Raw genomic sequence first — 21,970 nt, 5'->3', positions numbered from 1 at the left:
CTCTCACTATCTTGTAATCCTCCCCCTCACCCTAGCCCTCTCCCCAAAGGGAGAGGGGGAAAAAAAGCGCGGCAAGCCGCGAGGAATTTCACCTAGGAAGATTAAATCGCTCCGTAATAAATGCCCGACTGGGCCGTTATACCGGTAGCAGGTCGATACGGGCTGTGGCAGGGAAGGGACGATGCACGAGGCGGACGCGGAACATGGGACCTGGGTGGCAGCGGCGCTAGCGCGCTATGAGCGACGGCTCGTGGCGTATGCGCGGCGGCTGACCGGGGACCTGGAGCGGGCGCGCGAGATCGTGCAGGAAGTTTTCCTCCGCCTTTGGACGCAGCCGGAAGCGCGGGTGCGCGATCGGTTGGCCGAGTGGCTCTACACCGTCTGCCGCAACCTCGCGATCGACCTACGACGAAAGGAAGGTCGCATGGGTATCATGTCTCCCGAATCGCTCGACACCGGCCCCGCGTCCGACGCATCGCCGGCGACGGCCGTGGAACAGCGACAGGCGGTCAGTCGGCTGCTGCAATGCGTGGCGGCGCTCCCCGAACAACAACAAGAAGTGCTGCGGCTCAAATTTCAACACGACCTGAGTTACAAAGAAATCGCGCATATTACCGGGATGACCGTCTCGCATGTCGGCGTCGTGTTGCACCATGCAGTGACCGCATTACGCACCCAATGCACGGAGCCGGGAGGTGTCCAATGAAACTCGATATCCAGGATCCACGTTTGACCGCGTATGCGCTGGGCGAGCTCGACGCCACCGAACAACAGGCCGTCGAAGCGGCGTTGCGCACCGATCCCGAAGCGCAACAAGCCGTCGCAACGATTCGCGCACTGGGCAATACGCTGCGCACGGAATTTGCGGCAGAGACTTCAGCGGAACTCCAACCGGGGCAACGCGCCACGGTGGCCCAATTCCGTCCGCGCGTGCCACTCGCCTTGCGACTGCGTCGCGCGCTGAACCCCACTACCGGTCGCGTGGTGGGCGGGCTGGCGCTTGCGGCCAGCCTGTTCATCGGCGTGCTGGTGAGTCGACCTGATCTGTTGGATCGCGGATTGGTCGAACCGAAACCGCAACTTCCCAGTCCCGTGACGACGACGCCCGGCAAAGAACATGCCGTGCATGAAGAATCGCCGGCTGGCAGCGATGTGGACAACAAACGGACTGCCGCCGCTCAACCAGAGACCGAAATAATGCCAACGGAGCCGCTCGCGCCTCCGCCGATGCCCAGCGCAGTCGGTCGCCAAATGATGCTGAGTAAAGGCGCCGGCAACGCCGCGGCGGACTTGGGTCGCATGGATGGTGAAGTGGACGATATGTTGTCGCCCGTACAGAGCGCCCGACCACCGTTCAACACGGAAACGTACGACCATATCAGCGACAACCCATTCATGAGTGTCGCGAACAACCCATTGTCCACATTTTCGATCGACGTCGATACGGCCGCCTATGCGAATATGCGCCGCTGGCTGCGCGATGGGGCCTTGCCGCCCAAAGATGCCGTCCGGATTGAAGAACTGGTGAACTATTTTCCATATGCCTACGCCGGTCCAACGGACGCCGCGCCATTCGCCACGCATGTCGAAGTGGCCAGCGCCCCGTGGCAACCGTCGCATCGGCTGGTGCGCGTCGCACTGAAAGGCAAAGTCCTGCCGCGCCGCGCGCGTCCTCACAGCAACTTCGTCTTCCTGATCGACGTCTCCGGCTCGATGGAAGATTCGAATAAACTCCCGCTGCTGAAACAGTCGCTCCGGCTACTTACACAACAGTTGACGGCGGATGATCACGTCGCGATGGTCGTCTACGCCGGGGCGTCCGGGACCGTCCTCCCGTCCACGCCCGGCAATCAAAAGGGAAAGATCCTCGCCGCATTGGATCACCTCGAGGCGGGCGGTTCAACAAACGGCGGCGAAGGCATTCAGCTCGCATACCGGACTGCGCTCAACCACTTCATTCAAGATGGGAATAATCGCGTGATCCTCGCCACTGACGGCGACTTCAACGTCGGCGTCACCAACAACGGCGATTTGGTGCGACTGATTGAAGCGAAGGCGAAGAGCGGCGTGTTCTTGAGCGTGCTCGGATTCGGCGAAGGGAATCTGAACGACGCCGGGATGGAAAAACTCGCCGACAAAGGGAACGGCAATTACGCATATATCGATTCGCTGAACGAAGCGCGGAAGGTGTTAGTGAAGGAAATGCACGCGACGCTGAACACGATTGCGAAAGACGTGAAGATTCAAGTCGAGTTCAATCCGACGAAGGTCGCGGCGTATCGCTTAATCGGCTACGAAAACCGCGCGCTGCGTAACGAAGATTTCAACGACGACACCAAAGACGCCGGTGAAATCGGCGAAGGGCACACCGTGACGGCCTTCTACGATGTCGTGCCGGTCGGTGTACCGCTGGCGCTGCCCGGCGTCGATCCTCTCAAATACCAAACGCCGCCGGTCGATCCGACAGCGGCCACCACCAACAGCGGGGAACTGCTGACCGTGAAGCTCCGCTACAAAGAACCGGCCGGCAGCAGCAGTCAACTGATCGACGTGGCGGTTACCGATGGCGGACAGCTGTTCGAACAAGCCACCGAAGATTTCCGCTTCGCCGCCAGTGTCGCCGGTTTCGGGATGCTACTGCGCGAGTCGCCGCATCTCGGGACACTCACGTTCGACGCCGTCGCCCAACTCGCCGCCCGCGCCAAAGGCAACGATCCGGATGGTTATCGCCAAGAGTTTCTGCAACTGGTGACGGCAGCGAAGCGACTGACGATGAATACGGATGCCCCGAAGGGACAGTAATGCCGCCGGATGGAGCAACTTTTTCCCCCGTTCTGCCGATATATATAATGACGCATGGCACGGATCGATCCCGCAATCATCTTGGGACCACTCGCCCGACCCCAACGTGATTGGATAGCCGCTCCGTTGACCCATCCGCGCCTGGCACCACCGCTGCGAGCGCCCGCCGGCACAACGACGCTGCACCTCCATGCTCCGCTGGATTGTCGCGCATTGGAACTGAAAACCGAGCTCACGACGCCCGCCATTATGGAAGCCGCTGCCCGCCGTTATCTCTTAGGGGAGTAGGGGAGTAATGTTACTGAAGCTTCAATTTGCTCAATTTTGAAAACCTCTATTTTCCATGCTCCATTTTCTATTTTCTCGATTTTTCGCCCCCGATACAGCACAGGACTTCAGAAAATAGAAGAATGGAAAATAGAGGGCGATTTTCCTCGCGGAAAATCATTGCGCGCCCAACTGGACGTTTTTATAACTGCGTGCGCCGAGTTGGCGTGTACCTTGTCAGCGCTATAGGGCATGATGAAAAACGGCTTCAATACGATTACCTTCAGGATCAAGCAAAAATGCAGCATAGTATCCAGAATGATATTGTCGAATCCCTGGAGCACCGTCACTTGTTCCACCTGAGGACAAACCAGCGGCATGAAACATATCGACCTTCGCTTCTGAAGCAGCACGCATGCACCAGTGACGCCGTGGATCAGATCGCGCCAATGCTGATTCATATACACTTAAATAGGTATGAACGTCATCATGAGGACGGTTTCTTTCTCCAAAACCCAACGCATCCTCACGATCGTATGCTATACAAGCATCAAGGGCCGACATTACTGCCATATAGAAAGGCTTCACGACTTTTAACTGACGTACAGTAATTGAGACATGGTCAAGTAACTGCATAGATTCCCACTCTAGAAATCATGATTTCAGATCTTCAAGCTCTGAACAAGTTTTGTAAGCATTTGGCAAACAGCCTGAAGGTCATCTCGTAATTCTGTTTTCTGAATCTCAGCAATCAATCCCAATTCAAAACCAAGTTCGATTAGCGGTACACATTCGAACGCTGAGCCACGAGATATGAAATAAAAATTAGCTTTGTCTTTGGTGTGCCAACGGCCAGAACCTTCGGCAAGATTGAGAGTGATACTTGTAGCGGCTTGGTTGAGTTGATCGCACCAACTGTACTGGCCTTTGATTTCTTTGGTGATCGTAAGAACCTTTTTAGAAAAAACCAAAGCCCGCTTATAAACATCAAGATTTTCAAAGGCGAATTGACTCATAGCGACTTCTTGTCCCGAAGAACGAATTACGAAAAACGTGAACGAAATTTGGCGCATTCGAACTCACGAAGAACCACATAACTTCCGTAGTTCGTTGACGTTTTTCGTTCTTCGGGGAAAATTTGTCTGCGCCAAATTTTCTGCGCGCCCGGAGAGATTCGAACTCCCAACCCTCAGATCCGTAGTCTGATGCTCTATCCAATTGAGCTACGGGCGCGATTGGGCACGGGGTGCGTGCCCATGATGTTGCCTATTTCAAAACAGCTTCGCCTTTATACCTTCCCGAGCAGCAAGAGCGCGACGAGGAGGCTGTACAGGACCAACGATTCGATCAGCGCGAGGCCGATGATCATCGGGGTCTGGACTTTTCCGGCGGCTTCGGGATTGCGTGCAATCCCTTCCAACGCCGATGCGGCGGCCTTGCCTTGGCCGAGCGATCCGCCGAACGTGGCGAGTCCCATCCCGATCATCAGGCCCAGGATCGCAAAGCCACGCCCTTTACTGGTCGCGCCGGCCACGCCGCCGGTCTCTTCGGCCATGGCCACCACGGCCATGCACATGGTCGCCATGAAGGTTGCGAGTGCGGTCAGTTTCCGCTTCATATGATTCCCCCTTTTCTGTTGGGTAGTTAGTGGTGAGATTCTTCCGCATGCGCTTCCGCGAGCGCGATATACACCATACTCAAGAGTGTAAACACAAAGGCCTGGACCAAACAGACGAAGAGTCCCAACCCCAAAAACGCGACCGGGATGATGACTTTCGTGAGCTCAGTAAACACACCGAGTACGGCGTGGTCGACGGTCATATTGCCAAAGAGCCGGATCGAGAGCGAAAGCGGCCGCACGACGTGGCTGACCAATTCGATCACGAAAAAGAGCGGCGCGATCCAGATCAACGGCCCGGCAAAGTGTTTCAAATATGGTCCGACGCCATGCGCCCGGATGCCCATATAATGATAGTAAAAGAAGACCGAAAACCCGATGGCCAGGTTAATGTTCAAATTACTCGTGGCCGGGAGGAATCCGGGGATCAAGCCGCACAGATTGGAGATCAGGATATAGAAAAAAACCGATCCCAAAAACGGGAGATGCCGCTTGGCCTGCGCGCCCATGACTTCTTCAGCCAAGCCCGCCAACCAATCGACGCCGGCATCGAATAGCGCGGTGAGCGTGACACGCCGGTCGGGAACTAAATACGTCTCGGGATTCCGTACGCGGCGCCCAATGCGCAATGCGAGCAGGCACAACAGCAGGCCGACTACCCCAGCCATTAGGAGGGCCGCCGTCATGTCGGTGATGGGGACACCACGCACCCGCTCCGCGATCCAGGGGATCCAGCCAAAATCGTGCCCGCTACTCAAGACCATGCCGCTATCCTTAATATTGTCTGAGCCCGTGAACCAACAGCCCGATCAACGTGACCCCGAATCCGAGCGCGACGCCCCAAAGATCCAGCGGTGAACGGAAGACGAGCAGAAAAACCGCGAGGAGACCGACGACCTTCATGAAGGATTGGGTCACTACCCCCGCCATCGAAACCGTCCGCCCTTGCTGGCGGCCCACCATGCCGGCCACAATCCGCTGCCAGAGCCACAAATTCGCGAGGCCCATAACACCGCCTCCCAGCACTGACAAGGAGAATTTGGCCGAGCCGAGCCCCACACTGCCGGCCACAACGAGGCCAACTAGAATTGCTGCCATCCGCAACATTCACTTTCCTCCATCGGACCGACGAGGCCCTTGATTCGTGGCCTGCAGGATCATCCACAGTCGATAAAACGCACTGCTCGATCCGAGCAATAATCCCGACACGATTCCCCACGGCGACAGCGCAAATCGTTGATCCAGCCACCACCCGAGGACCACGCCACCGATCACCAATCCACCGAATTCAAAACCGGCGGCCATCCAGAGCAGTCCCTTGCGTTGCTCGCTCGGTAAATCGGCCATGGCTCCCCTTAGTCACGGCCACGCAACAACGCAAGAGATATAGGGAAAAAACCTGTTTGTTATCCGACTCAATACTGTTATCATAAACGCTTCCATCGCTCTTTATCTTCCGGGGGGACAGGTATGAGCACACCGACGTATTATTCCGCGGCGCAATTCTCCGCATCACCACCACCACGCACGTTCGGCCAATTCGGGCCACCCTCTGACACGGGCCGCCTGCAACCGCGCTTTCACGGCAGCGCCTGGACGCTGTTCGGGATTGAAATAGTGAATTGGCTGCTCACGATGATCACGCTCGGCATCTACAGTTGTTGGGCGAAGGTCAGAGTCCGTCACTTTATCTATAACCAGACCGAATTCGCCGGCGATCGCCTCACCTATCATGGGACCGGACGCGAACTTTTTATCGGTCTGCTCAAACTGCTGGCCTTCGGTGTGATGGCCGCCGTGGTACTGGGCGGCATCGGTTGGATCCTGCCGACGGAGATAAAGGGGCTCGTCATCGTATTCACGTATCTCACCGGACTGGGCCTGATCCCGTTCGCACTCTGGGGCGGGCGCCGTTATCAAATGAGTCGCACGTCGTGGCGCGGGATCCGCTTCTCGTTTCGCGGGTCGCTGCAAGAGTGCTATGAACTGTATCTGCTGGGCGGTCTGCTGACCGTCTTGACACTCGGCTGTTACTATCCGTGGTTCCGTGCGAATCTGCGTCACTATTGGCTCACGCATACCTATTTCGGCAATACGCCGTTCACGTACAACGGGAGTGGGAGCGAGCTGTTCACCATATATCTCCGCTACTGGCTCGGCATGTTGGCGTGCTTAGTCTTCGCGATCTTCACGATCATGAGCATCGGCGGCTTGGCGATGATGAGCGGCGGATCGATGCCGAGGGCCGGAATGGCGTTTTGGATCATTGTGGCGATGCTCGGCGTATATGTCGGCATTCCAATGATCGGTGTGCTGATGGCGGCCGCGGAGCATCGATTCCATTGGAGCCATACACAATTCACCGGCATTCGATTCGAGTCCTCCGTGAGCGGAGGCGGTCTGTTGCTGCGCAAAATCCTGCAAGGCCTTGCGCTCGCGCTTACTGCAGGGCTCGCGTTTGCGTGGGTCCAAATCGACACGCTCCGATTTTACTATGAGCGGCTCGCGTTGCTGGGCGAACCGGATTTCGCCAAGATCGATCAAGAGGCGCGCGAGACACCCACCGCCACGGCAGAGGGACTCGCAGACGCCTTCGATGTCGATGTCGGTTTCGGCGTGGCGTAATTCGGAGTCCTCATGGCCATACAAACCCAATGGACGGGTCGTTACCTCGATGGACGGAGCGCGCGGCAACATGCCACGGAGGTCACGATCACGACGGAAGGGTTGTGGGTGCAGGTCAGCACCACGGCAACCTTGTGGCCGTACGGCGAACTGCGCCAAACTCAAGGATGGTATCCGGGCGAACCGGTGCGATTGGAGCGGGGAACCGACCCAGCCGAGGCACTCATTGTGGAAAATCCGGAGTTTCTCCATGTTCTGCACGCGGCGGCGCCGGGACTCGCTGCGCATTTACATCATCCGGCATCACGCCGCCGACGACCGCTGAAGATTGCGATTGCCGCAGTCGTCAGCACACTGGCAATGCTCAGTTTTTACCGTTGGGGCATTCCGCTCGCCGCGCATTACGGCGCCGATTTCATCCCTCCAGCGTGGGAGGTCAAATTGGGGAGTCTGCTCTCGGATGCGATGTTGAAACAGGAAATGGTGTGTACCGACGCGACGCTGCAACGCGGGATCGATAAGTTGATGGACGCGATGGCGTATGGAATGGCGCCCCATGCGTATACGTTCCACGTCACAGTGATCGACAATCCGACGATGAACGCGTTTGCCGTGCCCGGCGGACAACTGGTCGTCTATACGGGATTGCTGCAACGCACCGAACGGCCCGAAGATCTGGCCGGCGTACTGGCGCACGAGGTACAACACGTGTTGCAGCGGCACGGTACCAAGGCCTTGTTGCGCGAATTCTCTTCTCAGGCCCTGTTTGCCGTTGTGTTCGGCGATGCCGGAGGGATGGCGCAAACCGTCGCCGAAGGCGTCCGCACGTTAGGGAGTTTGCAATATAGTCGGGAGGCGGAGACCGAAGCGGATCAACGCGGACTGGCATTGCTGCAGGCCGCCAAGATCAATCCGGACGGCATGGTCCGTTTCTTTACGAAGCTGGAACAGCAAGAGACCAAGCAATCCAGTATTCCGACCTATCTCTCCACGCATCCGAAAACGACCGAACGGGCGGACGTCTTACGCCGCACCATGACGAAAGGTCCATGGCGTAATGTGCAGCGGATGATGCCGGAAGCGTGGACGATGCTGCGGGCGCGGTGCAAGTGACTACGGTGCGTACCGCGCCACACTCCCTAGCGGAATTGATGGTCCGAGTGTCTCCGGATGGCAAAGGCCGGCGAGGATGGCAAGGCTTTCGACAATCCGCGGGCCGGGCCGATTCAGATACGTATTGCCGTCGATAAACCAAACTTGTTGATTACGGACCACGCGCGTCGTGGCCCAACCGGGGAGCGATTCCCAATCTGCTCGATTGGCGAGCGTCTGCGCGATCGTATAGCCGCACGGCATGATGAGTAAGAGATCGGGATCGAAGTCGACGATTTCGTTCCACGACACGACGCGCGTATGCTCTCCCACTCGCGTCAACCCGTTAATCGCACCGGCCATGTCCACAAGTTCGGGAATCCAGTTTCCCGCTGCCATCAGCGGATTGGTCCATTCGAGACAAACGACGCGCGGACGCTTTGAGAGCGCACGCGCCGTGGCTGCAATACGCGCCATAGAACGCCGCAAGTCGCCGATCAGCGCCTCGCCGCGTGGCGCCACGCCCAAACCGGTGGCAACGGTGCGGATGTCGCTGAAAATATCATCCAGTCGATCGGGATGCAGCGTCAGGATCGAGGCGTCGGTCCCTAGACATTGCCGGGTCGCACGCATCACATCCGTGCGCGTGACCGCGCAGACCTCGCACTGATCTTGGGTAATGATATGCGTCGGACGGGCTCGCACCAACGCGTCGGTGTCAATTTCGTAGACCGAAAGTCCCCGCGCCACGATTTGCTGCACGTCTTGATGGATATCCAGACTCCGCCGCGTGATGTCGACTTTGGGACGCGTCAACACCGGCCGGCCCGCCACGGCCGTTGGCGGCCAATCGCATTCGTGGGAGATTCCAACGAGACGCTCCGCCAACCCCAGCGCCGCCACCATTTCCGTCGCGGAGGCCAACAACGAGACGATGCGCAGGCCATCGGGCATCATGCGCACTCACTACTCCTCCCCCAAAAATACACCAACAAAAAATTGCTTGACAATTACGCTTCAACATGGGCGTATCACAAGTCGCGGTTGGTCGTTCTTCGAGCGAAAACATAGAGGAGTCGTGGACTCAGACACGCATCACCCGAACCCGATCCGTCAAGTTGCCACGAGGTCCGTCGAGACCTACGTTGAGTGGTCCAGTACCGAGTGTTATCCCGGCTGTCGCCCAAGCCAACTAGGTCTCAAATTGTTCGCCGACGAACGCTTTCACTACACCGGTGAAACCGCATGCCTCGGCCCGTTGCATTTTCGCCGTTTTCATTCCGAAGGATTGGCCGCCGAATACCACGCCGTCCCGAACACATATTGGCGGATGATCCTCCCACTCACCGGCCCGCAAGCGTGGGCTACCCCCTCCTCGCCACAGGCGGTCGATACCTCGCGGGAATATTTACTCGTTGCGCCCGGTGCGCACTTTTCATTCAACTGCGCTCCGGCAGCTCGCAGCACGTTATTGATCGACATCGACCCCGCGTATGTCCATGGAGTCCTCGACGACGCCATCGGACACCCGATCGACACGCTGCCGGCCCCGCATGGCGGCCCGCATTCCGCCATCCCGCTGCGCCCGATGCAGAACTTGCTGGCCCAGTGGCGCAATTCATTAAAACGTCCCGGCGAAACCGGATTCTCACAATTATTGGCGGACGCGATTTCCCGCACGCTCGTGCTCACGGCATTGCGCGATTGGTATCCGGATATTCGGCGCGCCCTCCGGGCCGCTCCGGCACCCGACCCGCACCATCCGGCGGTGCAACGCGCCATCGACTTTCTCCACGATCACTATACTGAATCGATCTCGCTCGACGGCCTGGCCAAAGCGGCGGGCATCAACAAATTCGGCCTCTGCCGGCTGTTCCGTCGCATCCTCGGCGAAACGCCGATTCGCTATCTGTACCGCATTCGTCTCCATAAGGCGTTGGAACTGCTCCGTGGCGGTCGACAGCGCGAGCGCTCCGTGACGGAAGTGGCCCTTTCGGTCGGCTTTGAAGACTTGAGCCATTTTGCGCGACTCTTCCGCGCCCAATTCGGCATTACGCCCAACGCCGTGCTGCAAGGAGCATTTTGACCCTTCCCACATCGCACGGTCAATTTTGGAACAGTGCAAATAGTCAATGTCGGACTAGCGTTTGGAGTTCCATTTTGATCTGCTCGTCTGCGAACATGGCAAAACGTTTTCTTCGTTCATTTTGTACGCAACTTTTTTCTCTTCCTGCCGAACAAGGGAATAGACACGGGACCAGCCAGCGCAGCGTTGGTGCTGGTTTGCGGTCTGGTCATGAAACCGCCGAATTGGTTTGGCGGCCGCGTGGTCGGCCCACACCCCGCTGTCAAGGAGTAAGCGCGCCGGAACGCCAGTGGAGGCGTGGCGCGCGGTAGTGAAACCCGCAATGCGACCGAGCAGGGAGCATTGTGCACCAGAAGGAGGATGTTATGAGTCTGATTAACCAAGTTGCCGCGCAATTGGCGCGCGCACAAGCCAGCCTGCCGCCAGATGGACCGGTTGCGGATCGGTTCGCCGAGAGCCAGACTCGGGCGATAATCGGGCGAGAAAAAGCGGAAAAACCCGCCACGACGGAGACGGAGTCAGGTTCGTTCATCGAATATGTAATGCAAAAGTATCGGGCTGTTCTGGATGGACTTCCCAAGACGACGAGCCGCGCCGCGTCGGCCGATGCGCCGAAGTCTGCCCCGGTATATCGCGAGTATCGGGGGTTTCAGCGGAAATAGCAGTAACAACGCTTGGGAGTGACAACCATAGGAGGTCGTACATGAGTCTCGTGAATCGGATTGCCGGATTCGTCGCGCAGATCACAGCCGCCGAACCCCCGAAGGAAGCACAAAAGGCGAAGCCAGTAACCACGGCGCCGCAAAAACCAGCCAGCCCACCGGATCAGGATCAATACGTGGACGGCGGCCGATACGGCCACCCGGTACGGAAGACCCCCGCGCAGCCGAAACATCCGGAGCCGGCAGGAGGCCCTGGGAAACGGTGGTAGCCATACGGCGTTTAGGGAAAGAACCCTTGCGTCGTGAGTGCGGCTTCGGCATATAGCCGCGATGACGAAAAAATATTGGGAGTCGGCGGATTTCATTCGAGCCATTCCGAAGTCCGATCTGCATGTCCATCTCGATGGATCGCTACGCCTCGCCACGTTGATCGAATTGGCCCGCGAACAAAAAGTGGAACTCCCATCCTGGACCGAAGCGGGACTACGCGAAACGGTCTACAAAGCACGCTACGCCAATCTCGGCGAATATCTCCACGGCTTCAAATACACCTGCGCAGTGCTCCGCAATCCCGAGTCGCTCGAACGCGTGGCCTACGAACTGGCGCTCGACAATTTCGCGGAAGGGGTCCGGTATATCGAGCCGCGCTTTGCACCACAATTGAACGCGGCGGACGACTTGACCATTGAAGCGGTGCTTGCGGCCGTCAATGCGGGGTTAGAACGGGCACAGCGGGAAATCAATCGACGCCCGGAGATCGTGGCCGGGCAGGAACCGCCGTTCGACTACGGCATTATCGGTTGCGCGATGCGAAAATTCGATGAACGCTTTTCGCCGTACTATAAAGATTTCATTTCGTGCCACCGTTACTCGCCATTTCCCTACCTCTATCCATTGGCCTCGCTCGAATTAGTGCGGGCGTTAGTCGATATCCGCGACCGCAAAGGACTCCCGATCGTCGGCTTCGATTTGGCGGGAGAGGAAAAAGGCTGGCCGGCCGATGCGCATCGGGAGGCATACGACTTCGCACATCGGCATTTTTTGAAGAAAACGGTTCATGCCGGAGAGGCCTACGGCCCGCCGTCGATCTTTCAAGCCATCACGCGCTGTCATGCCGATCGGATCGGACATGGGACCTATCTGTTCCACAGCGAACTCGTGGAGCACCTCCCGGATGACGAACGCGAGGCCTACACCGAGGCCTTGGTCCAATATATCGCGGACCGCCGGACCACGGTGGAGGTCTGCCTCACGAGCAATCAGCAGACGATTCCGGAAATGACCGATCTCGCGACCCACCCGTGCGCACGGATGCTACGCGAACAATTGTCGGTGACCCTCTGCACCGACAATCGGCTGGTCTCCGACACCACGGTCTGTGCGGAAGTGAGCAAAGCCGTGCAAGCCTTCGCCATTTCGCCGGAACATCTGAAAGATATTATCATCTACGGCTTCAAGCGCAGCTTCTCGCCGCTCCCGTATGCGCAAAAACGCGCGTATGTCCGGAAGGTGATCGACTATTACGAGGCCGTCGAAGCGCGGTTCGCTTCCAACAATCATTAGAGCGGGGACAGGTACCTTCAACTCCGCATGGAATGGGCATTTGAAGGTACCTGTCCCCATTCAGATGCAGTCACGCCTTGGCGACGGCGATGCGCCAGGTGGCGAGGCGTGTCTCGCGTTCTGTGGCGGAAAGGGTCGGGGTGAAACGGCGTTCTTCTTGCCACTGCTGGACGATGTCGTCAGTGGAGGGCCACACATGGGTTGCGAGGCCGGCGAGGCAGGCGGCACCCAACACGGTGGTTTCCAAGTGACGAGGGCGAACGATTTCCACGCCGAGCAAGTCCGCCTGCAGTTGCATCAACAAATTGTTCGCGGCAGCGCCGCCGTCGACCTTCAGGGTTTGGAGTGGGATTGCGGCGTCGTCTTGCATCGCGTGCAACAGGTCACATTGCTGGAACGCGATTCCTTCCAGCGTGGCCCGCGCCAAATGCGCGGCGTTAGTCCCGCGCGTCAGACCGGTAATGATCCCGCGTGCGTCCGCCCGCCAATGGGGCGCTCCGAGTCCGGTCAACGCCGGCACGAAAATGACGCCTCCACTATCCGGCGTGGACGCCGCTAACGGTTCAATATCCGCCGCGTTGCGAATGACGCCTAAACCATCGCGCAGCCACTGCACCGCGGCGCCGGCAATGAAACTCGAACCTTCCAGTGCATAGGTGGTCCGCCCACGCAGCCGCCAGGCCACGGTGGTCAGAAGATGGCGACTCGAATGGACGGGACGCTCGCCGGTATTCATCAGCAAGAACGAACCGGTCCCGTACGTGCATTTGGCGTCGCCCGGACGGAAACACGCCTGACCGAAGAGTGCGGCTTGTTGGTCGCCGGCGATCCCGGCGAGCGGGATCCCGTCGGGCAGGCAGTCGAGTCCTTTCGTGATGCCCACGACGGCGGAGGAATCGACGATTTGCGGGAGGAGTTGCGGCTCGATTTGCAGCAGGTCGAGGAGTTCGGCGTCCCACGCACACGTGGCGAGATTCATGCACAGCGTGCGGGAGGCATTGGAGACGTCGGTGACGTGCGACTGTCCTCCGGTAAGACGCCACGCGAGGAAGGTGTCGATGGTACCGAAGGCCAGTTCGCCAACGTGCGCACGGCGCCGCGCCCCGGGGACGTGTTCGAGCAGCCACGCCAGTTTCGTCCCGGAAAAATACGGGTCGAGGACCAGCCCGGACTTTTGCTGCACCAGCGATTCTTTCCCGGCCTGTTGCAACTGTTCACAATGGCGCGCGGTACGGCGATCCTGCCAGACGATCGCAGGATGGATCGGGGTGCCCGTTTCCCGATCCCAGACGATGGTCGTTTCGCGTTGGTTCGTGAGTCCGATCCCGGCAATTGCCTGCGGGTCAATCTGCGCATCCGCCAACGCACGAGTGACAACTTGCACCACGGAGTCCCAAATGGCCTCCGGATCGTGTTCTACCCAACCGGGCTGCGGGTAATATTGCGGAAATTCCTGCTGCGCCATGCCGACACAGCGAAAATCACGATCGATGAGAAAAGCGCGCGACGACGTCGTGCCCTGATCAATCGCTAGAATATATGATGACATGGGCTTGGGCTTAACATGGGCGATTTCAGCGGACAAGAGGCGCATGCCACACGTTCACATAATTGTCACCGAGTTGTGACTGGAGTCGCGTCGCGTGACGTGTAAAAATGCGCCCATGAAAAAATGCCGCCGATGGATCTGCTGCATGCCGTTGCTGTGGTCGATGTTCTTGCATTCGCCCAGCTGGGGCAAGGAGGCGCCGCCCCCCATCCCAACGCGTGAGGAAATTCAAACGATCGTCCGCGAAACGGTCGCTGAATCGACCGGTCCCAAAATCACCGAAGAGGGTCTGCAGCTTGTCTCTTCTCACCTCTGGAAAGTCATGCTCGCCGGCCTGTTTCAGGCCTGGTATCAGTGGTCCGACGACGCGCCCAACACGACCTATGGAATGACCAATCCGAACGCGCACCACATGTTCCGCCTCCGCCGCACCGAGTTGAAATTGACGGGGTCATTCCGCGATAAGTTGTCGTTCACGGTGATGATCGATCCCACGAAGTCGCTTTTTCAGAACCAAACGCTCACTGATTCCGCCGGCAATACGGTCGTGGCGGCCCAACCTCGGGCCGACGGGAGCATTCTTCAAGACCTCGTACTCACATTTCGCTACATCCCCTATCATGATGTCGCGATCGGGCAGATGAAGATGCCGACCAGCTTGGAAGGCTTCGGCTCCTCGGCCAAACTCGCGTTCGCTGAGCGGGCCATTGTCACACGCCAGATCGGGGAGCGGCGCGATTTAGGGCTGGTCGTGACCGGCAAACCGATTCCTCAGCTGCACTATGAACTGGGGATTTTTAACGGCGAGGGACCGAATGCGTTCGATCGCGGCGACTTTAAAGATCTGGTTGGTCGGATCACGATCCGGCCACTCAAGGCACTGCACTTTGCGGGGTGGTATCATCGGGGACGCATCGGAGACCCGGAGAGCCCCAACTACCGCTATGGGGCCGAGGCACGCGCCACGATGGGCCGTTTTGTGCTGCAGGGAGAATATTTGCGCGGATCGGGTGGTGGGTGTGGAACAGGCATGCGCTGTCACGGGGCGTACGGATTCGTCAGCGCCGATGTGATCAAGAAAGAACGGCTGGGCGTGCAGGCTCTCGGGCGTTTCGAGTTCTTCGATCCGGATCGGGGCGTGGGGAACGACATTCGTTATGCCAGCACGCTCGGCGTCAATCTTCTGCTCCCTGATCATCATGCCAAAATTCAAGTCAACTACACCGAGACGGAATTTGAAGGGCCGGGCAGAAATCACGCGGCCTTCTTGGCCGTGCAGTTCGCGTTGTAATCAGTCCCGAAAAAATTTTACGACGCGTTCGGCGACCAGCTCGCGGTCATAGTCGAGGGTGACAACATGATACGAGTGCGTCAGCCAGCAGAGGTCCACCGGTCCACCGACGGTCTGCTCGATGGCGGTGGCGCTGCGGGGTGGGGCCGTCATATCGGCGCGAGAGTGAATGACCAAAAGTGGGGTTTGGACTTGGGCGAGCCCCGCTTGTACGACCTGTTGCAGCTTCACTAATTCGGTGACGGCGGGCACGGGAAAGTGGGCATAGCCGGCGGCCCGATACACGGCCTGTCCTTCCGGATCGTGAACGGCGAGTTGGAAATTTTTCGGCCATTGCGACACGAACCAGCCAATCGGCGTGTATCGCAATCCCGCCAGCAGCACATTGGCCCATTGATATAAATAAAGCGGCGTCGCCAAACAGACCAGCCGCCGCATGTGGGTAGGGTAATCGATCGCCAGCTTTAGCCCGAGCAATGCACCGAGCGATAAGCCGACAACGTCGATCGGCTCCCCGCTCGAAGCACTCCGCGCATCCTCCACTGCGGCAAGGACATCGGCGTACCAATCTTCCCAGTGGCAACGAACTAGGTCCGCGACCGTCGTCCCGTGCCCTCGCAGTAGCGGGGCATGAACATGCCATCCGGATTCGACGAGGGATTCCTTGAGTGGGGCGAGCTGTCCCGGGGTACTGGTCAGTCCATGGATTAAGACGGCATGCGCCATATTCCGCGCTCCTGAAGTTAAAGATGTCCGTTGACAGGAGTCCCCAAACATTGGGATGGGACGGACATGCAACTGGACAGCATCCTGCTCCCCATCCGCGACGAACTCCCGCGCGTCGAAACGGAAATTCTCGCGGCCTCCGCCACGTCCGTACCGACCATCACGGAGATCGTCCACTATATTATTCGCAATGGCGGCAAACGGGTGCGGCCAGCGCTGACCATGTTGGCCGGACGGGTCTGCGGCTACACCGGGACGGCCGGGCCGCGCATCGGGGCCGCGATTGAAATGGTGCATACCGCGTCGTTACTCCACGACGATGTCGTCGACAGCGCGCCCACGCGGCGCGGCAAGACGTCCATCAATGCCCGCTGGGGCAACCAAATCAGCGTCTTGGTCGGGGATTTTTTCTGGTGCAAGGCGTGTCAAATCATCGTCGATCATGGCAACAGTCGCATCTTGCGGGTCATCACCGAGGCAATCGTCGGCACCACGGAAGGCGAAGTGATCGAATTGGTCAAGACGAACGATTTGGGCCTGACCGAGGCCGAGTATTTACGGATCATTCAACATAAAACGGCGCTGCTGATGGCGGCGGCGTGCCGCGCCGGGGCGATGTTGGGCGACGCCTCGGAAGGGATGGAAGCGGCGCTCGGCCGTTACGGGCTGGATCTCGGCGTGGCCTTCCAGTTGGCGGACGACGCGTTGGACTACGATTCCGATGAAGAGCGGCTGGGCAAGACGAAGGGGACGGACCTCCGGGAAGGTCGCTTGACACTCCCGCTGCTGTACACGTTAGGGCGCTGTAACGAGTCGGAGCGCGCCAGTATTAAAGAAGCGCTGCTGGCGCCGACACTGCACGAAGAGCAGTTCGGGGCCGTGGTGCAACTGTTGGCACAATACGATGCCATTGCCCACACCCGCAACTTGGCCCAACAATATGTCGAACGGGCCAAGGCCCATTTGACGCCATTCAAACCGAGTCTGGAGCGCGACGCATTGGAACGCCTCGCGGATTATGTCGTGCTCAGGGGTGAATAACTACGTGCGTAGGTTCGTACGTGTGTACGTGCGTATGTCTCGGACTGTTTGAACAACGTTGCTCGGATTTCGGACAGTCCCCATAGCTCGCCTCGTCATTTCCTTCACATTTCAAGTTCACGACCTGCGTCGCGCGTTGGCACGGCCATTGCTTTTCCATATCGGCAACTGCACGCGTCGAGGCTAGCCGGCGACGTGCAGAGCAGAAAGGAAAGGGATTGTGGAATCCACCACACGACAACCGAGCAAAGAGGTTTATTGCATCACGGAGCGCGACAATATGAAGCCGCTCTGGACCCGGATCGGGGTCGGCTTCGTCAATCGGGATGACTCGATCAATCTATTGCTCGATCTCCTCCCCGTCAGCGGCCGATTGCAAATTCGCAATGCGCAGCCACGAACCCATCAACCACACAAGGAGACGACCCATGATCAGTAAATACACGAGCACCACGCGCCGCTTCGCCACGGCAATGCTGTTCGCCACGGCCCTGTGTTTCGGCAGCAGCGCGGAGACGTTGGCCGCGAAGAAGCAGGCCCCGACCACGGCGATCAATCTCGGGACGGCCAGCGCACAGGAGCTGACGCAATTGCCGGGCATCGGCAAGGCCAAGGCGGAGGCAATCGTGGCGTATCGGACCAAGCAACCGTTTCAATCGCTCGACGAATTGGAACAAGTGCCCGGGATCGGCAGCAAACTGCTGGAACAACTGAAACCGCATCTTACTCTTCAAGGCGGGTCTGCTAACGCACTCCCCTCAGGCAACTCCCCCCTCAAACCACCAACGGCAGGCGGGCGCTAGGTGCGCCAACTGCACGAGGTCCGGCGTCCCCCCCTGGCGCCGGACCTCGTTCTTTTTTTGGAATGATTGGTGAACTGGTTGCAGGTGGTCCAAAAATGGTCAGATGCTAGGCGGACCGTGAACTCGCAACCGCAGCGTACTTCAGAGTACGTGAGGATTGCGAGTTTGCGGTCCAACGACGCAGATGGCCGTTTTTGGGCCACCTGCCAAGTAAAACACACCCCCGACAGTGGCATTGTCACTTTGGCCACTATCGGGAGCTTTTGATCGATCCATCGTCAGCCAACCTGATCCACTAACACGCCTTTACTATCCGCGCCGTCGGCGCCCAATTCCGGAATCCGTGCCAATCGGTTCATCGATTGCGGAGGGATCGTTGCCACGACTTTCCCCTCCGCGTCCACGACCTCGATTACGAGGTTATGGACTTCGGTCGAAGTGGGGTCCCGCACGTAAAAACGGATATCCCGATCGCCAAACTGATTGGATAACGCTTCCGCGACCTGCTGGGCACGCTTCGGGTCGACGGGATCGGCAGCGGCCTTCGGGGCCTCCGCCTTCGCGGAGCGTGCGGACGGGGTTTCCCCCTTGGCGCGGACCGGCTGGACCGCCGGCTCACCATTCGCTCCTATGTTCCCTTCGATGCGCATAACCAGCTCCTACCTTTTCCTTTCACCCTCGGTGGGGCGGGAGATTCAAACTCCCGCCCCACGGGGCATTACGTCGCTTAGGCCTGCAGCAAGGTCAGGGCGATCTGCGGGATCGCGTTGGCTCGGGACAAGACCTGCACACCGGCCTGTTGCAAGATCTGCGCGGAGGTCAAATTCGCGGTCTCTTCCGCCACGTCGGCGTCGCGGATCTTCGATTCGGAATCGCTCAAGTTCTCTTTCCGAATGTCGAGCTCACTCTGCGCGATTTCCATACGAATCGTCTTGGATCCGACCTCCGTCCGGCGACTTTGGAGCTGCCGAATGACGTTGTCGAGGATGAAGACTGACGTTGAGGCATTCGCAGCATTGGAGACATCGATGTTGCTCAGGGTCGTATTAGTCGACACCGAGACCGATCCTGTCGTATTCCCATCGATGACTGCGTTGGTCGCGCTGGTGTATGACCACGCATCGTCCGCAAAGAGACGGAAGGTGCCACGGAAGACCGAGGCCGCATTGGTGATGGATCCGATGCCGAGCCCTAAGACAGTGGCTGCGTGCGAAACCGAAGCGGTCAGGAAGAAGTCGATGTTCCGACCATCGGTGGCCGTGTACACCATATCGTTACTCGAGCTGTTGTACGTGGCAATGACACCCGTTCGGGTGGACTGCGCGTTAATGAGCGTGACAAACGCAGCGACACTGTCGTCATCGCTCGAATCGACCGTGGTGGCCGCCAGCGTAACGCCATTGATCACGAGCTGGGCCGTGGAAGAAAGATCACCCGCAGCGGCCATTGCGACCGTAATCACATTGGCCACAATCGACGCCTGAACGCCGGACGCGCCGGCCATCGCGTTGATCGCCGAGACGTACGCGATCGCGCTCTCATCGCTGTCCGCATTGGACACGCCGTCGCTAGTAAACAGGTTCCCATTAATTGTCACCCCGTTCAGCACTAAGTTTGTCGCAGCGGAAAGATCCAGCTCATTCGAACCGGTCGCAACATCAGTCTTTGTCGTCGCCGACAAGAGGGCAATTTGCCCGACGGTGTCGGAGCGCGCGTCGTCGATCGAAAACGCGATCGTATCACCACTCCGCGGTCCGACTTGGAACGTCTTGTTGGCGAACGAGCCGTCAATCAACCGCACGCCGTCAAATTCAGTCGCCGTGGCGATACGGGAATATTCGTTGAGCAAGTCGTTCATGGCCGTCGTAATGTTCGCACGATCATTGGCCGAAATCGTGTCGTCCGATCCTTGAACCGTTCGTTCCCGGAGCCGTTGCGCCAAGTCGGTGAGCTGGGCGAGCGCGCCTTCCGCAACGCCGAGGAGGTTTCGCGCGTTGGTAATATTCGCCGAGGCGGTCGTAATACCGCGGATCTGCGAACGGAGCGATTCAGACTTCAAGAGACCGACCACGTCGTCCGCGCCGCGGTTAATCCGGAGACCGGATGATAACCGTTCGAGGGCGGTATTCAACTTCGCGCTGGCGCCCACCAAGCGATGCTGTGCGACCAGCGAGGTCACGTTCGTGTTAATTCTGAGTCCCATAGTTGCCCCCTTCCGGCAAAAAAGTTGTTGGTGTCGTTCGTCGTCTCACAGCCCATTAACGGACGCCTCGGGGAAAAACTTGATGGGGCATACGGATGCTTCCTGGGGAGCACGGCATAATTAGCTAATTTTAAAGAGAGAAATAATTTGTCAATTTCTTCCTCTCCGCACCTCATCTTTTCCGCGGGATATCCGTTCAGTTTAGAGGGTGGTTGTGGGCTTGATGTCTGAAGGGTGAGAGGCAGAGATTATGGCAGGGACCATCAGTTTTGGCGGATTGGCAACGGGCCTCGACACGAAGAAGATCGTCGAGCAATTAGTCCAATTACGCGAGTCTCAGTTGATTGCGCCCGTCACGAAGCAGATCAATGCCATCAAACAACGCAACACGGCGCTCGCCCCAATCAAGAGTCTGATCGTCTCGCTGCGGGATGCCGCCAAGGCGCTCAACGATACGGCGAATGCGGCCTGGAATGTTTTGTCCGGCACATCATCCGACACCAATACGGTTTTAGTCACCGCGACGAATTCCTCCACGGCGGTCAAAGGGACATACGCCGTCAGTAATATTTCGGCATTGGCGACTCCGGATCGAGTGACCTTTACCGGCGTGTCGGATACCGATATCACCACGCATGGGACCGGAACGATCACATTGACGTATCAATCCACCACGACCGACATCACGATCGACTCCACGAATAATACGCTCGACGCAATCAAGACCGCGATCAATGATGCCCAATCGGACGTCGTGGCCTCGATCATTAATGACGGTCAGGCCAGCCCGTATCGGCTCGTACTCACGTCGGCGGAGACCGGCGCGGACACTTCGATTACGTACAGCGCCACGGGCGGGATTACATTAGCCGTGGACGGGGCCCTGCCGGTCACGCCAGCCAACGCGGCGTTTCAAGTAAACGGCGTCTCGATGACCAGCGCGTCCAACACCGTGACGGAAGCGATCCAGGGGATGACGTTCCAACTATTGACGACGGAAACGACCGACACGATCAATTTGACGGTCAAACAAAACACGTCGGGGATTATTTCGAATATCAGTTCTTTCGTGAGCGCCTATAACTCGCTGCGGAGTTCGTTGCGCACGGCGTTGTTGCCGGACGAGAACGGTCGACTCGGAGCACTAACCAAGGAACAGACCTTGACGAATGCCAACGTCAATATCTCTACGATCGTCGGCAAATTTATGTCCAGCGTCGTCGGCACCGGATATACCTACGGCACGTTGGCGCAAATCGGCATCACGATGGACGACAAAGGGATGCTGAAGGTCGACACGGCCAAATTGACCACCGCACTGGAAAGCAGCGTCACGAACATTCGCTATCTGTTTCAAGGAACCACGGGCGAAAACGGCATTGCAGAAGAGATGTACAATTATCTAGACCTGCTGACGAAGCCGAACGGGACCTTCGATATTATCGACAAGAACGGCACCAGCCAATTGCTGCGCTTGGTCAATCTCCAGGAAGACCGGGAGCGACAAGTCGAACTGTATAAGAATCGATTGCTACAAAAATTCAACAATCTGGAACGAGTCGTCCAACGGCTTAAAATGCAAGAAGGACAGGTCGGATCGCTCGCGGGCATCTATTCCAGTAGCTCAAATAAGTTATTGTAA

Annotated in this window: 25 protein-coding genes and 1 tRNA gene; 14 read left to right on the top strand and 12 right to left on the bottom strand. The window is 58.2% G+C overall.

Annotated features, from left to right (window positions below):
* Positions 1-181 precede the first annotated feature (181 nt).
* From HY696_13145 to HY696_13135, 3 genes are all read left to right on the top strand, one after another.
* Positions 182-706 carry a sigma-70 family RNA polymerase sigma factor gene (locus tag HY696_13145; GenBank protein ID MBI4239347.1) on the top strand — a complete coding sequence of 175 codons (525 nt, stop codon included), beginning with the start codon at positions 182-184 and terminating at the stop codon, positions 704-706.
* A 491-nt stretch (positions 707-1,197) separates the two neighbouring features.
* Positions 1,198-2,802, top strand: coding sequence for a VWA domain-containing protein (locus tag HY696_13140; GenBank protein MBI4239346.1), 1,605 nt, complete (start codon positions 1,198-1,200; stop codon positions 2,800-2,802).
* A gap of 54 nt (positions 2,803-2,856) precedes the next feature.
* On the top strand, positions 2,857-3,090 hold the full coding sequence (locus HY696_13135; GenBank protein ID MBI4239345.1) for a hypothetical protein: 234 nt from the start codon (positions 2,857-2,859) through the stop codon (positions 3,088-3,090).
* A gap of 222 nt (positions 3,091-3,312) precedes the next feature.
* Here HY696_13135 and HY696_13130 read toward each other — a convergent pair whose 3' ends face one another.
* The 7 genes from HY696_13130 to HY696_13100 form a co-directional block, all read right to left on the bottom strand.
* Positions 3,313-3,705: a VOC family protein gene (locus HY696_13130; protein ID MBI4239344.1), complete on the bottom strand. Its 393-nt coding sequence runs from the start codon at positions 3,703-3,705 to the stop codon at positions 3,313-3,315.
* A 26-nt stretch (positions 3,706-3,731) separates the two neighbouring features.
* Entirely contained in the window at positions 3,732-4,085 is a 354-nt protein-coding gene (locus HY696_13125; protein ID MBI4239343.1) for a four helix bundle protein, read from the bottom strand.
* Between the two features lie 143 nt (positions 4,086-4,228).
* Positions 4,229-4,302 (bottom strand) — tRNA-Arg (locus HY696_13120).
* A 55-nt stretch (positions 4,303-4,357) separates the two neighbouring features.
* Positions 4,358-4,654 carry an ATP synthase F0 subunit C gene (gene atpE / locus HY696_13115; GenBank protein MBI4239342.1) on the bottom strand — a complete coding sequence of 99 codons (297 nt, stop codon included), beginning with the start codon at positions 4,652-4,654 and terminating at the stop codon, positions 4,358-4,360.
* A gap of 59 nt (positions 4,655-4,713) precedes the next feature.
* Positions 4,714-5,451: a F0F1 ATP synthase subunit A gene (atpB, locus tag HY696_13110; GenBank protein MBI4239341.1), complete on the bottom strand. Its 738-nt coding sequence runs from the start codon at positions 5,449-5,451 to the stop codon at positions 4,714-4,716.
* Positions 5,452-5,461: 10 nt separating this feature from the next.
* On the bottom strand, positions 5,462-5,785 hold the full coding sequence (locus tag HY696_13105; protein ID MBI4239340.1) for an ATP synthase subunit I: 324 nt from the start codon (positions 5,783-5,785) through the stop codon (positions 5,462-5,464).
* A 9-nt stretch (positions 5,786-5,794) separates the two neighbouring features.
* Positions 5,795-6,034, bottom strand: coding sequence for an AtpZ/AtpI family protein (locus HY696_13100; protein MBI4239339.1), 240 nt, complete (start codon positions 6,032-6,034; stop codon positions 5,795-5,797).
* Between the two features lie 123 nt (positions 6,035-6,157).
* Here HY696_13100 and HY696_13095 point away from each other — a divergent pair, with 123 nt between their 5' ends.
* Both HY696_13095 and HY696_13090 read left to right on the top strand, forming a co-directional pair.
* A complete protein-coding gene (locus tag HY696_13095; protein MBI4239338.1) occupies positions 6,158-7,312 on the top strand; it encodes a DUF898 domain-containing protein in 1,155 nt (384 codons plus the stop codon).
* 12 nt (positions 7,313-7,324) lie between these two features.
* Positions 7,325-8,425, top strand: coding sequence for a M48 family metallopeptidase (locus tag HY696_13090; protein MBI4239337.1), 1,101 nt, complete (start codon positions 7,325-7,327; stop codon positions 8,423-8,425).
* On the opposite strand, the gene HY696_13085 is transcribed toward HY696_13090, so the two are convergent.
* Positions 8,426-9,361 (bottom strand): cobalamin-binding protein, encoded by a 936-nt coding sequence (locus tag HY696_13085; protein ID MBI4239336.1) that lies wholly within the window; start codon positions 9,359-9,361, stop codon positions 8,426-8,428.
* Positions 9,362-9,482: 121 nt separating this feature from the next.
* Between HY696_13085 and HY696_13080 the strand changes: the two genes are divergently transcribed.
* The 4 genes from HY696_13080 to HY696_13065 all read left to right on the top strand — a co-directional run bounded on the left by HY696_13080 (position 9,483) and on the right by HY696_13065 (position 12,715).
* Positions 9,483-10,490 carry a helix-turn-helix transcriptional regulator gene (locus tag HY696_13080; GenBank protein ID MBI4239335.1) on the top strand — a complete coding sequence of 336 codons (1,008 nt, stop codon included), beginning with the start codon at positions 9,483-9,485 and terminating at the stop codon, positions 10,488-10,490.
* 365 nt (positions 10,491-10,855) lie between these two features.
* The gene (locus tag HY696_13075; protein MBI4239334.1) at positions 10,856-11,152 is read left to right on the top strand and encodes a hypothetical protein; all 297 of its coding nucleotides are present in this window, start codon (positions 10,856-10,858) and stop codon (positions 11,150-11,152) included.
* A 41-nt stretch (positions 11,153-11,193) separates the two neighbouring features.
* Positions 11,194-11,421: a hypothetical protein gene (locus HY696_13070; protein MBI4239333.1), complete on the top strand. Its 228-nt coding sequence runs from the start codon at positions 11,194-11,196 to the stop codon at positions 11,419-11,421.
* A 61-nt stretch (positions 11,422-11,482) separates the two neighbouring features.
* On the top strand, positions 11,483-12,715 hold the full coding sequence (locus tag HY696_13065) for an adenosine deaminase family protein (protein ID MBI4239332.1): 1,233 nt from the start codon (positions 11,483-11,485) through the stop codon (positions 12,713-12,715).
* A gap of 70 nt (positions 12,716-12,785) precedes the next feature.
* Here HY696_13065 and glpK read toward each other — a convergent pair whose 3' ends face one another.
* Entirely contained in the window at positions 12,786-14,264 is a 1,479-nt protein-coding gene (gene glpK, locus HY696_13060; GenBank protein ID MBI4239331.1) for a glycerol kinase GlpK, read from the bottom strand.
* 145 nt (positions 14,265-14,409) lie between these two features.
* Here glpK and HY696_13055 point away from each other — a divergent pair, with 145 nt between their 5' ends.
* Positions 14,410-15,555 carry a hypothetical protein gene (locus HY696_13055; protein ID MBI4239330.1) on the top strand — a complete coding sequence of 382 codons (1,146 nt, stop codon included), beginning with the start codon at positions 14,410-14,412 and terminating at the stop codon, positions 15,553-15,555.
* Here HY696_13055 and HY696_13050 read toward each other — a convergent pair whose 3' ends face one another.
* Positions 15,556-16,281, bottom strand: coding sequence for an alpha/beta fold hydrolase (locus HY696_13050; GenBank protein ID MBI4239329.1), 726 nt, complete (start codon positions 16,279-16,281; stop codon positions 15,556-15,558). It abuts the gene before it with no gap.
* Between the two features lie 66 nt (positions 16,282-16,347).
* On the opposite strand from HY696_13050, the gene HY696_13045 reads away from it, so the two are divergent.
* The 3 genes from HY696_13045 to HY696_13035 all read left to right on the top strand — a co-directional run bounded on the left by HY696_13045 (position 16,348) and on the right by HY696_13035 (position 18,125).
* Positions 16,348-17,322 (top strand): polyprenyl synthetase family protein, encoded by a 975-nt coding sequence (locus tag HY696_13045; protein ID MBI4239328.1) that lies wholly within the window; start codon positions 16,348-16,350, stop codon positions 17,320-17,322.
* 220 nt (positions 17,323-17,542) lie between these two features.
* Positions 17,543-17,761 carry a hypothetical protein gene (locus HY696_13040; GenBank protein MBI4239327.1) on the top strand — a complete coding sequence of 73 codons (219 nt, stop codon included), beginning with the start codon at positions 17,543-17,545 and terminating at the stop codon, positions 17,759-17,761.
* A 34-nt stretch (positions 17,762-17,795) separates the two neighbouring features.
* Positions 17,796-18,125, top strand: a complete 330-nt coding sequence (locus tag HY696_13035) for a helix-hairpin-helix domain-containing protein (protein ID MBI4239326.1) — start codon at positions 17,796-17,798, stop codon at positions 18,123-18,125.
* 278 nt (positions 18,126-18,403) lie between these two features.
* On the opposite strand, the gene HY696_13030 is transcribed toward HY696_13035, so the two are convergent.
* Positions 18,404-18,775, bottom strand: a complete 372-nt coding sequence (locus tag HY696_13030; GenBank protein MBI4239325.1) for a flagellar protein FlaG — start codon at positions 18,773-18,775, stop codon at positions 18,404-18,406.
* 77 nt (positions 18,776-18,852) lie between these two features.
* A complete protein-coding gene (locus tag HY696_13025) occupies positions 18,853-20,328 on the bottom strand; it encodes a hypothetical protein (protein MBI4239324.1) in 1,476 nt (491 codons plus the stop codon).
* A gap of 250 nt (positions 20,329-20,578) precedes the next feature.
* On the opposite strand from HY696_13025, the gene fliD reads away from it, so the two are divergent.
* On the top strand, positions 20,579-21,970 hold the full coding sequence (fliD, locus tag HY696_13020; protein MBI4239323.1) for a flagellar filament capping protein FliD: 1,392 nt from the start codon (positions 20,579-20,581) through the stop codon (positions 21,968-21,970).

This window comes from Deltaproteobacteria bacterium, assembly GCA_016210045.1.
GTDB lineage: Bacteria > UBA10199 > UBA10199.
Note: the sequence above shows the minus strand (reverse complement) of the source record. Positions and strands in the feature narration are given on the sequence as shown.

Excerpts from the sequence above, each read along its gene's own strand:
- HY696_13145 (MBI4239347.1), top strand. The coding sequence starts at position 182 with ATGCACGAGGCGGACGCGGAACATGGGACCTGGGTGGCAGCGGCGCTA.
- HY696_13140 (MBI4239346.1), top strand. The coding sequence starts at position 1,198 with ATGCCAACGGAGCCGCTCGCGCCTCCGCCGATGCCCAGCGCAGTCGGT.
- HY696_13135 (MBI4239345.1), top strand. The coding sequence starts at position 2,857 with ATGGCACGGATCGATCCCGCAATCATCTTGGGACCACTCGCCCGACCC.
- HY696_13130 (MBI4239344.1), bottom strand. The coding sequence starts at position 3,705 with ATGCAGTTACTTGACCATGTCTCAATTACTGTACGTCAGTTAAAAGTC.
- HY696_13125 (MBI4239343.1), bottom strand. The coding sequence starts at position 4,085 with ATGAGTCAATTCGCCTTTGAAAATCTTGATGTTTATAAGCGGGCTTTG.
- atpE (MBI4239342.1), bottom strand. The coding sequence starts at position 4,654 with ATGGCGACCATGTGCATGGCCGTGGTGGCCATGGCCGAAGAGACCGGC.
- atpB (MBI4239341.1), bottom strand. The coding sequence starts at position 5,451 with ATGGTCTTGAGTAGCGGGCACGATTTTGGCTGGATCCCCTGGATCGCG.
- HY696_13105 (MBI4239340.1), bottom strand. The coding sequence starts at position 5,785 with ATGGCAGCAATTCTAGTTGGCCTCGTTGTGGCCGGCAGTGTGGGGCTC.
- HY696_13100 (MBI4239339.1), bottom strand. The coding sequence starts at position 6,034 with ATGGCCGATTTACCGAGCGAGCAACGCAAGGGACTGCTCTGGATGGCC.
- HY696_13095 (MBI4239338.1), top strand. The coding sequence starts at position 6,158 with ATGAGCACACCGACGTATTATTCCGCGGCGCAATTCTCCGCATCACCA.
- HY696_13090 (MBI4239337.1), top strand. The coding sequence starts at position 7,325 with ATGGCCATACAAACCCAATGGACGGGTCGTTACCTCGATGGACGGAGC.
- HY696_13085 (MBI4239336.1), bottom strand. The coding sequence starts at position 9,361 with ATGATGCCCGATGGCCTGCGCATCGTCTCGTTGTTGGCCTCCGCGACG.
- HY696_13075 (MBI4239334.1), top strand. The coding sequence starts at position 10,856 with ATGAGTCTGATTAACCAAGTTGCCGCGCAATTGGCGCGCGCACAAGCC.
- HY696_13070 (MBI4239333.1), top strand. The coding sequence starts at position 11,194 with ATGAGTCTCGTGAATCGGATTGCCGGATTCGTCGCGCAGATCACAGCC.
- HY696_13065 (MBI4239332.1), top strand. The coding sequence starts at position 11,483 with ATGACGAAAAAATATTGGGAGTCGGCGGATTTCATTCGAGCCATTCCG.
- glpK (MBI4239331.1), bottom strand. The coding sequence starts at position 14,264 with ATGTCATCATATATTCTAGCGATTGATCAGGGCACGACGTCGTCGCGC.
- HY696_13055 (MBI4239330.1), top strand. The coding sequence starts at position 14,410 with ATGCCGTTGCTGTGGTCGATGTTCTTGCATTCGCCCAGCTGGGGCAAG.
- HY696_13050 (MBI4239329.1), bottom strand. The coding sequence starts at position 16,281 with ATGGCGCATGCCGTCTTAATCCATGGACTGACCAGTACCCCGGGACAG.
- HY696_13045 (MBI4239328.1), top strand. The coding sequence starts at position 16,348 with ATGCAACTGGACAGCATCCTGCTCCCCATCCGCGACGAACTCCCGCGC.
- HY696_13035 (MBI4239326.1), top strand. The coding sequence starts at position 17,796 with ATGCTGTTCGCCACGGCCCTGTGTTTCGGCAGCAGCGCGGAGACGTTG.
- HY696_13030 (MBI4239325.1), bottom strand. The coding sequence starts at position 18,775 with ATGCGCATCGAAGGGAACATAGGAGCGAATGGTGAGCCGGCGGTCCAG.
- HY696_13025 (MBI4239324.1), bottom strand. The coding sequence starts at position 20,328 with ATGGGACTCAGAATTAACACGAACGTGACCTCGCTGGTCGCACAGCAT.
- fliD (MBI4239323.1), top strand. The coding sequence starts at position 20,579 with ATGGCAGGGACCATCAGTTTTGGCGGATTGGCAACGGGCCTCGACACG.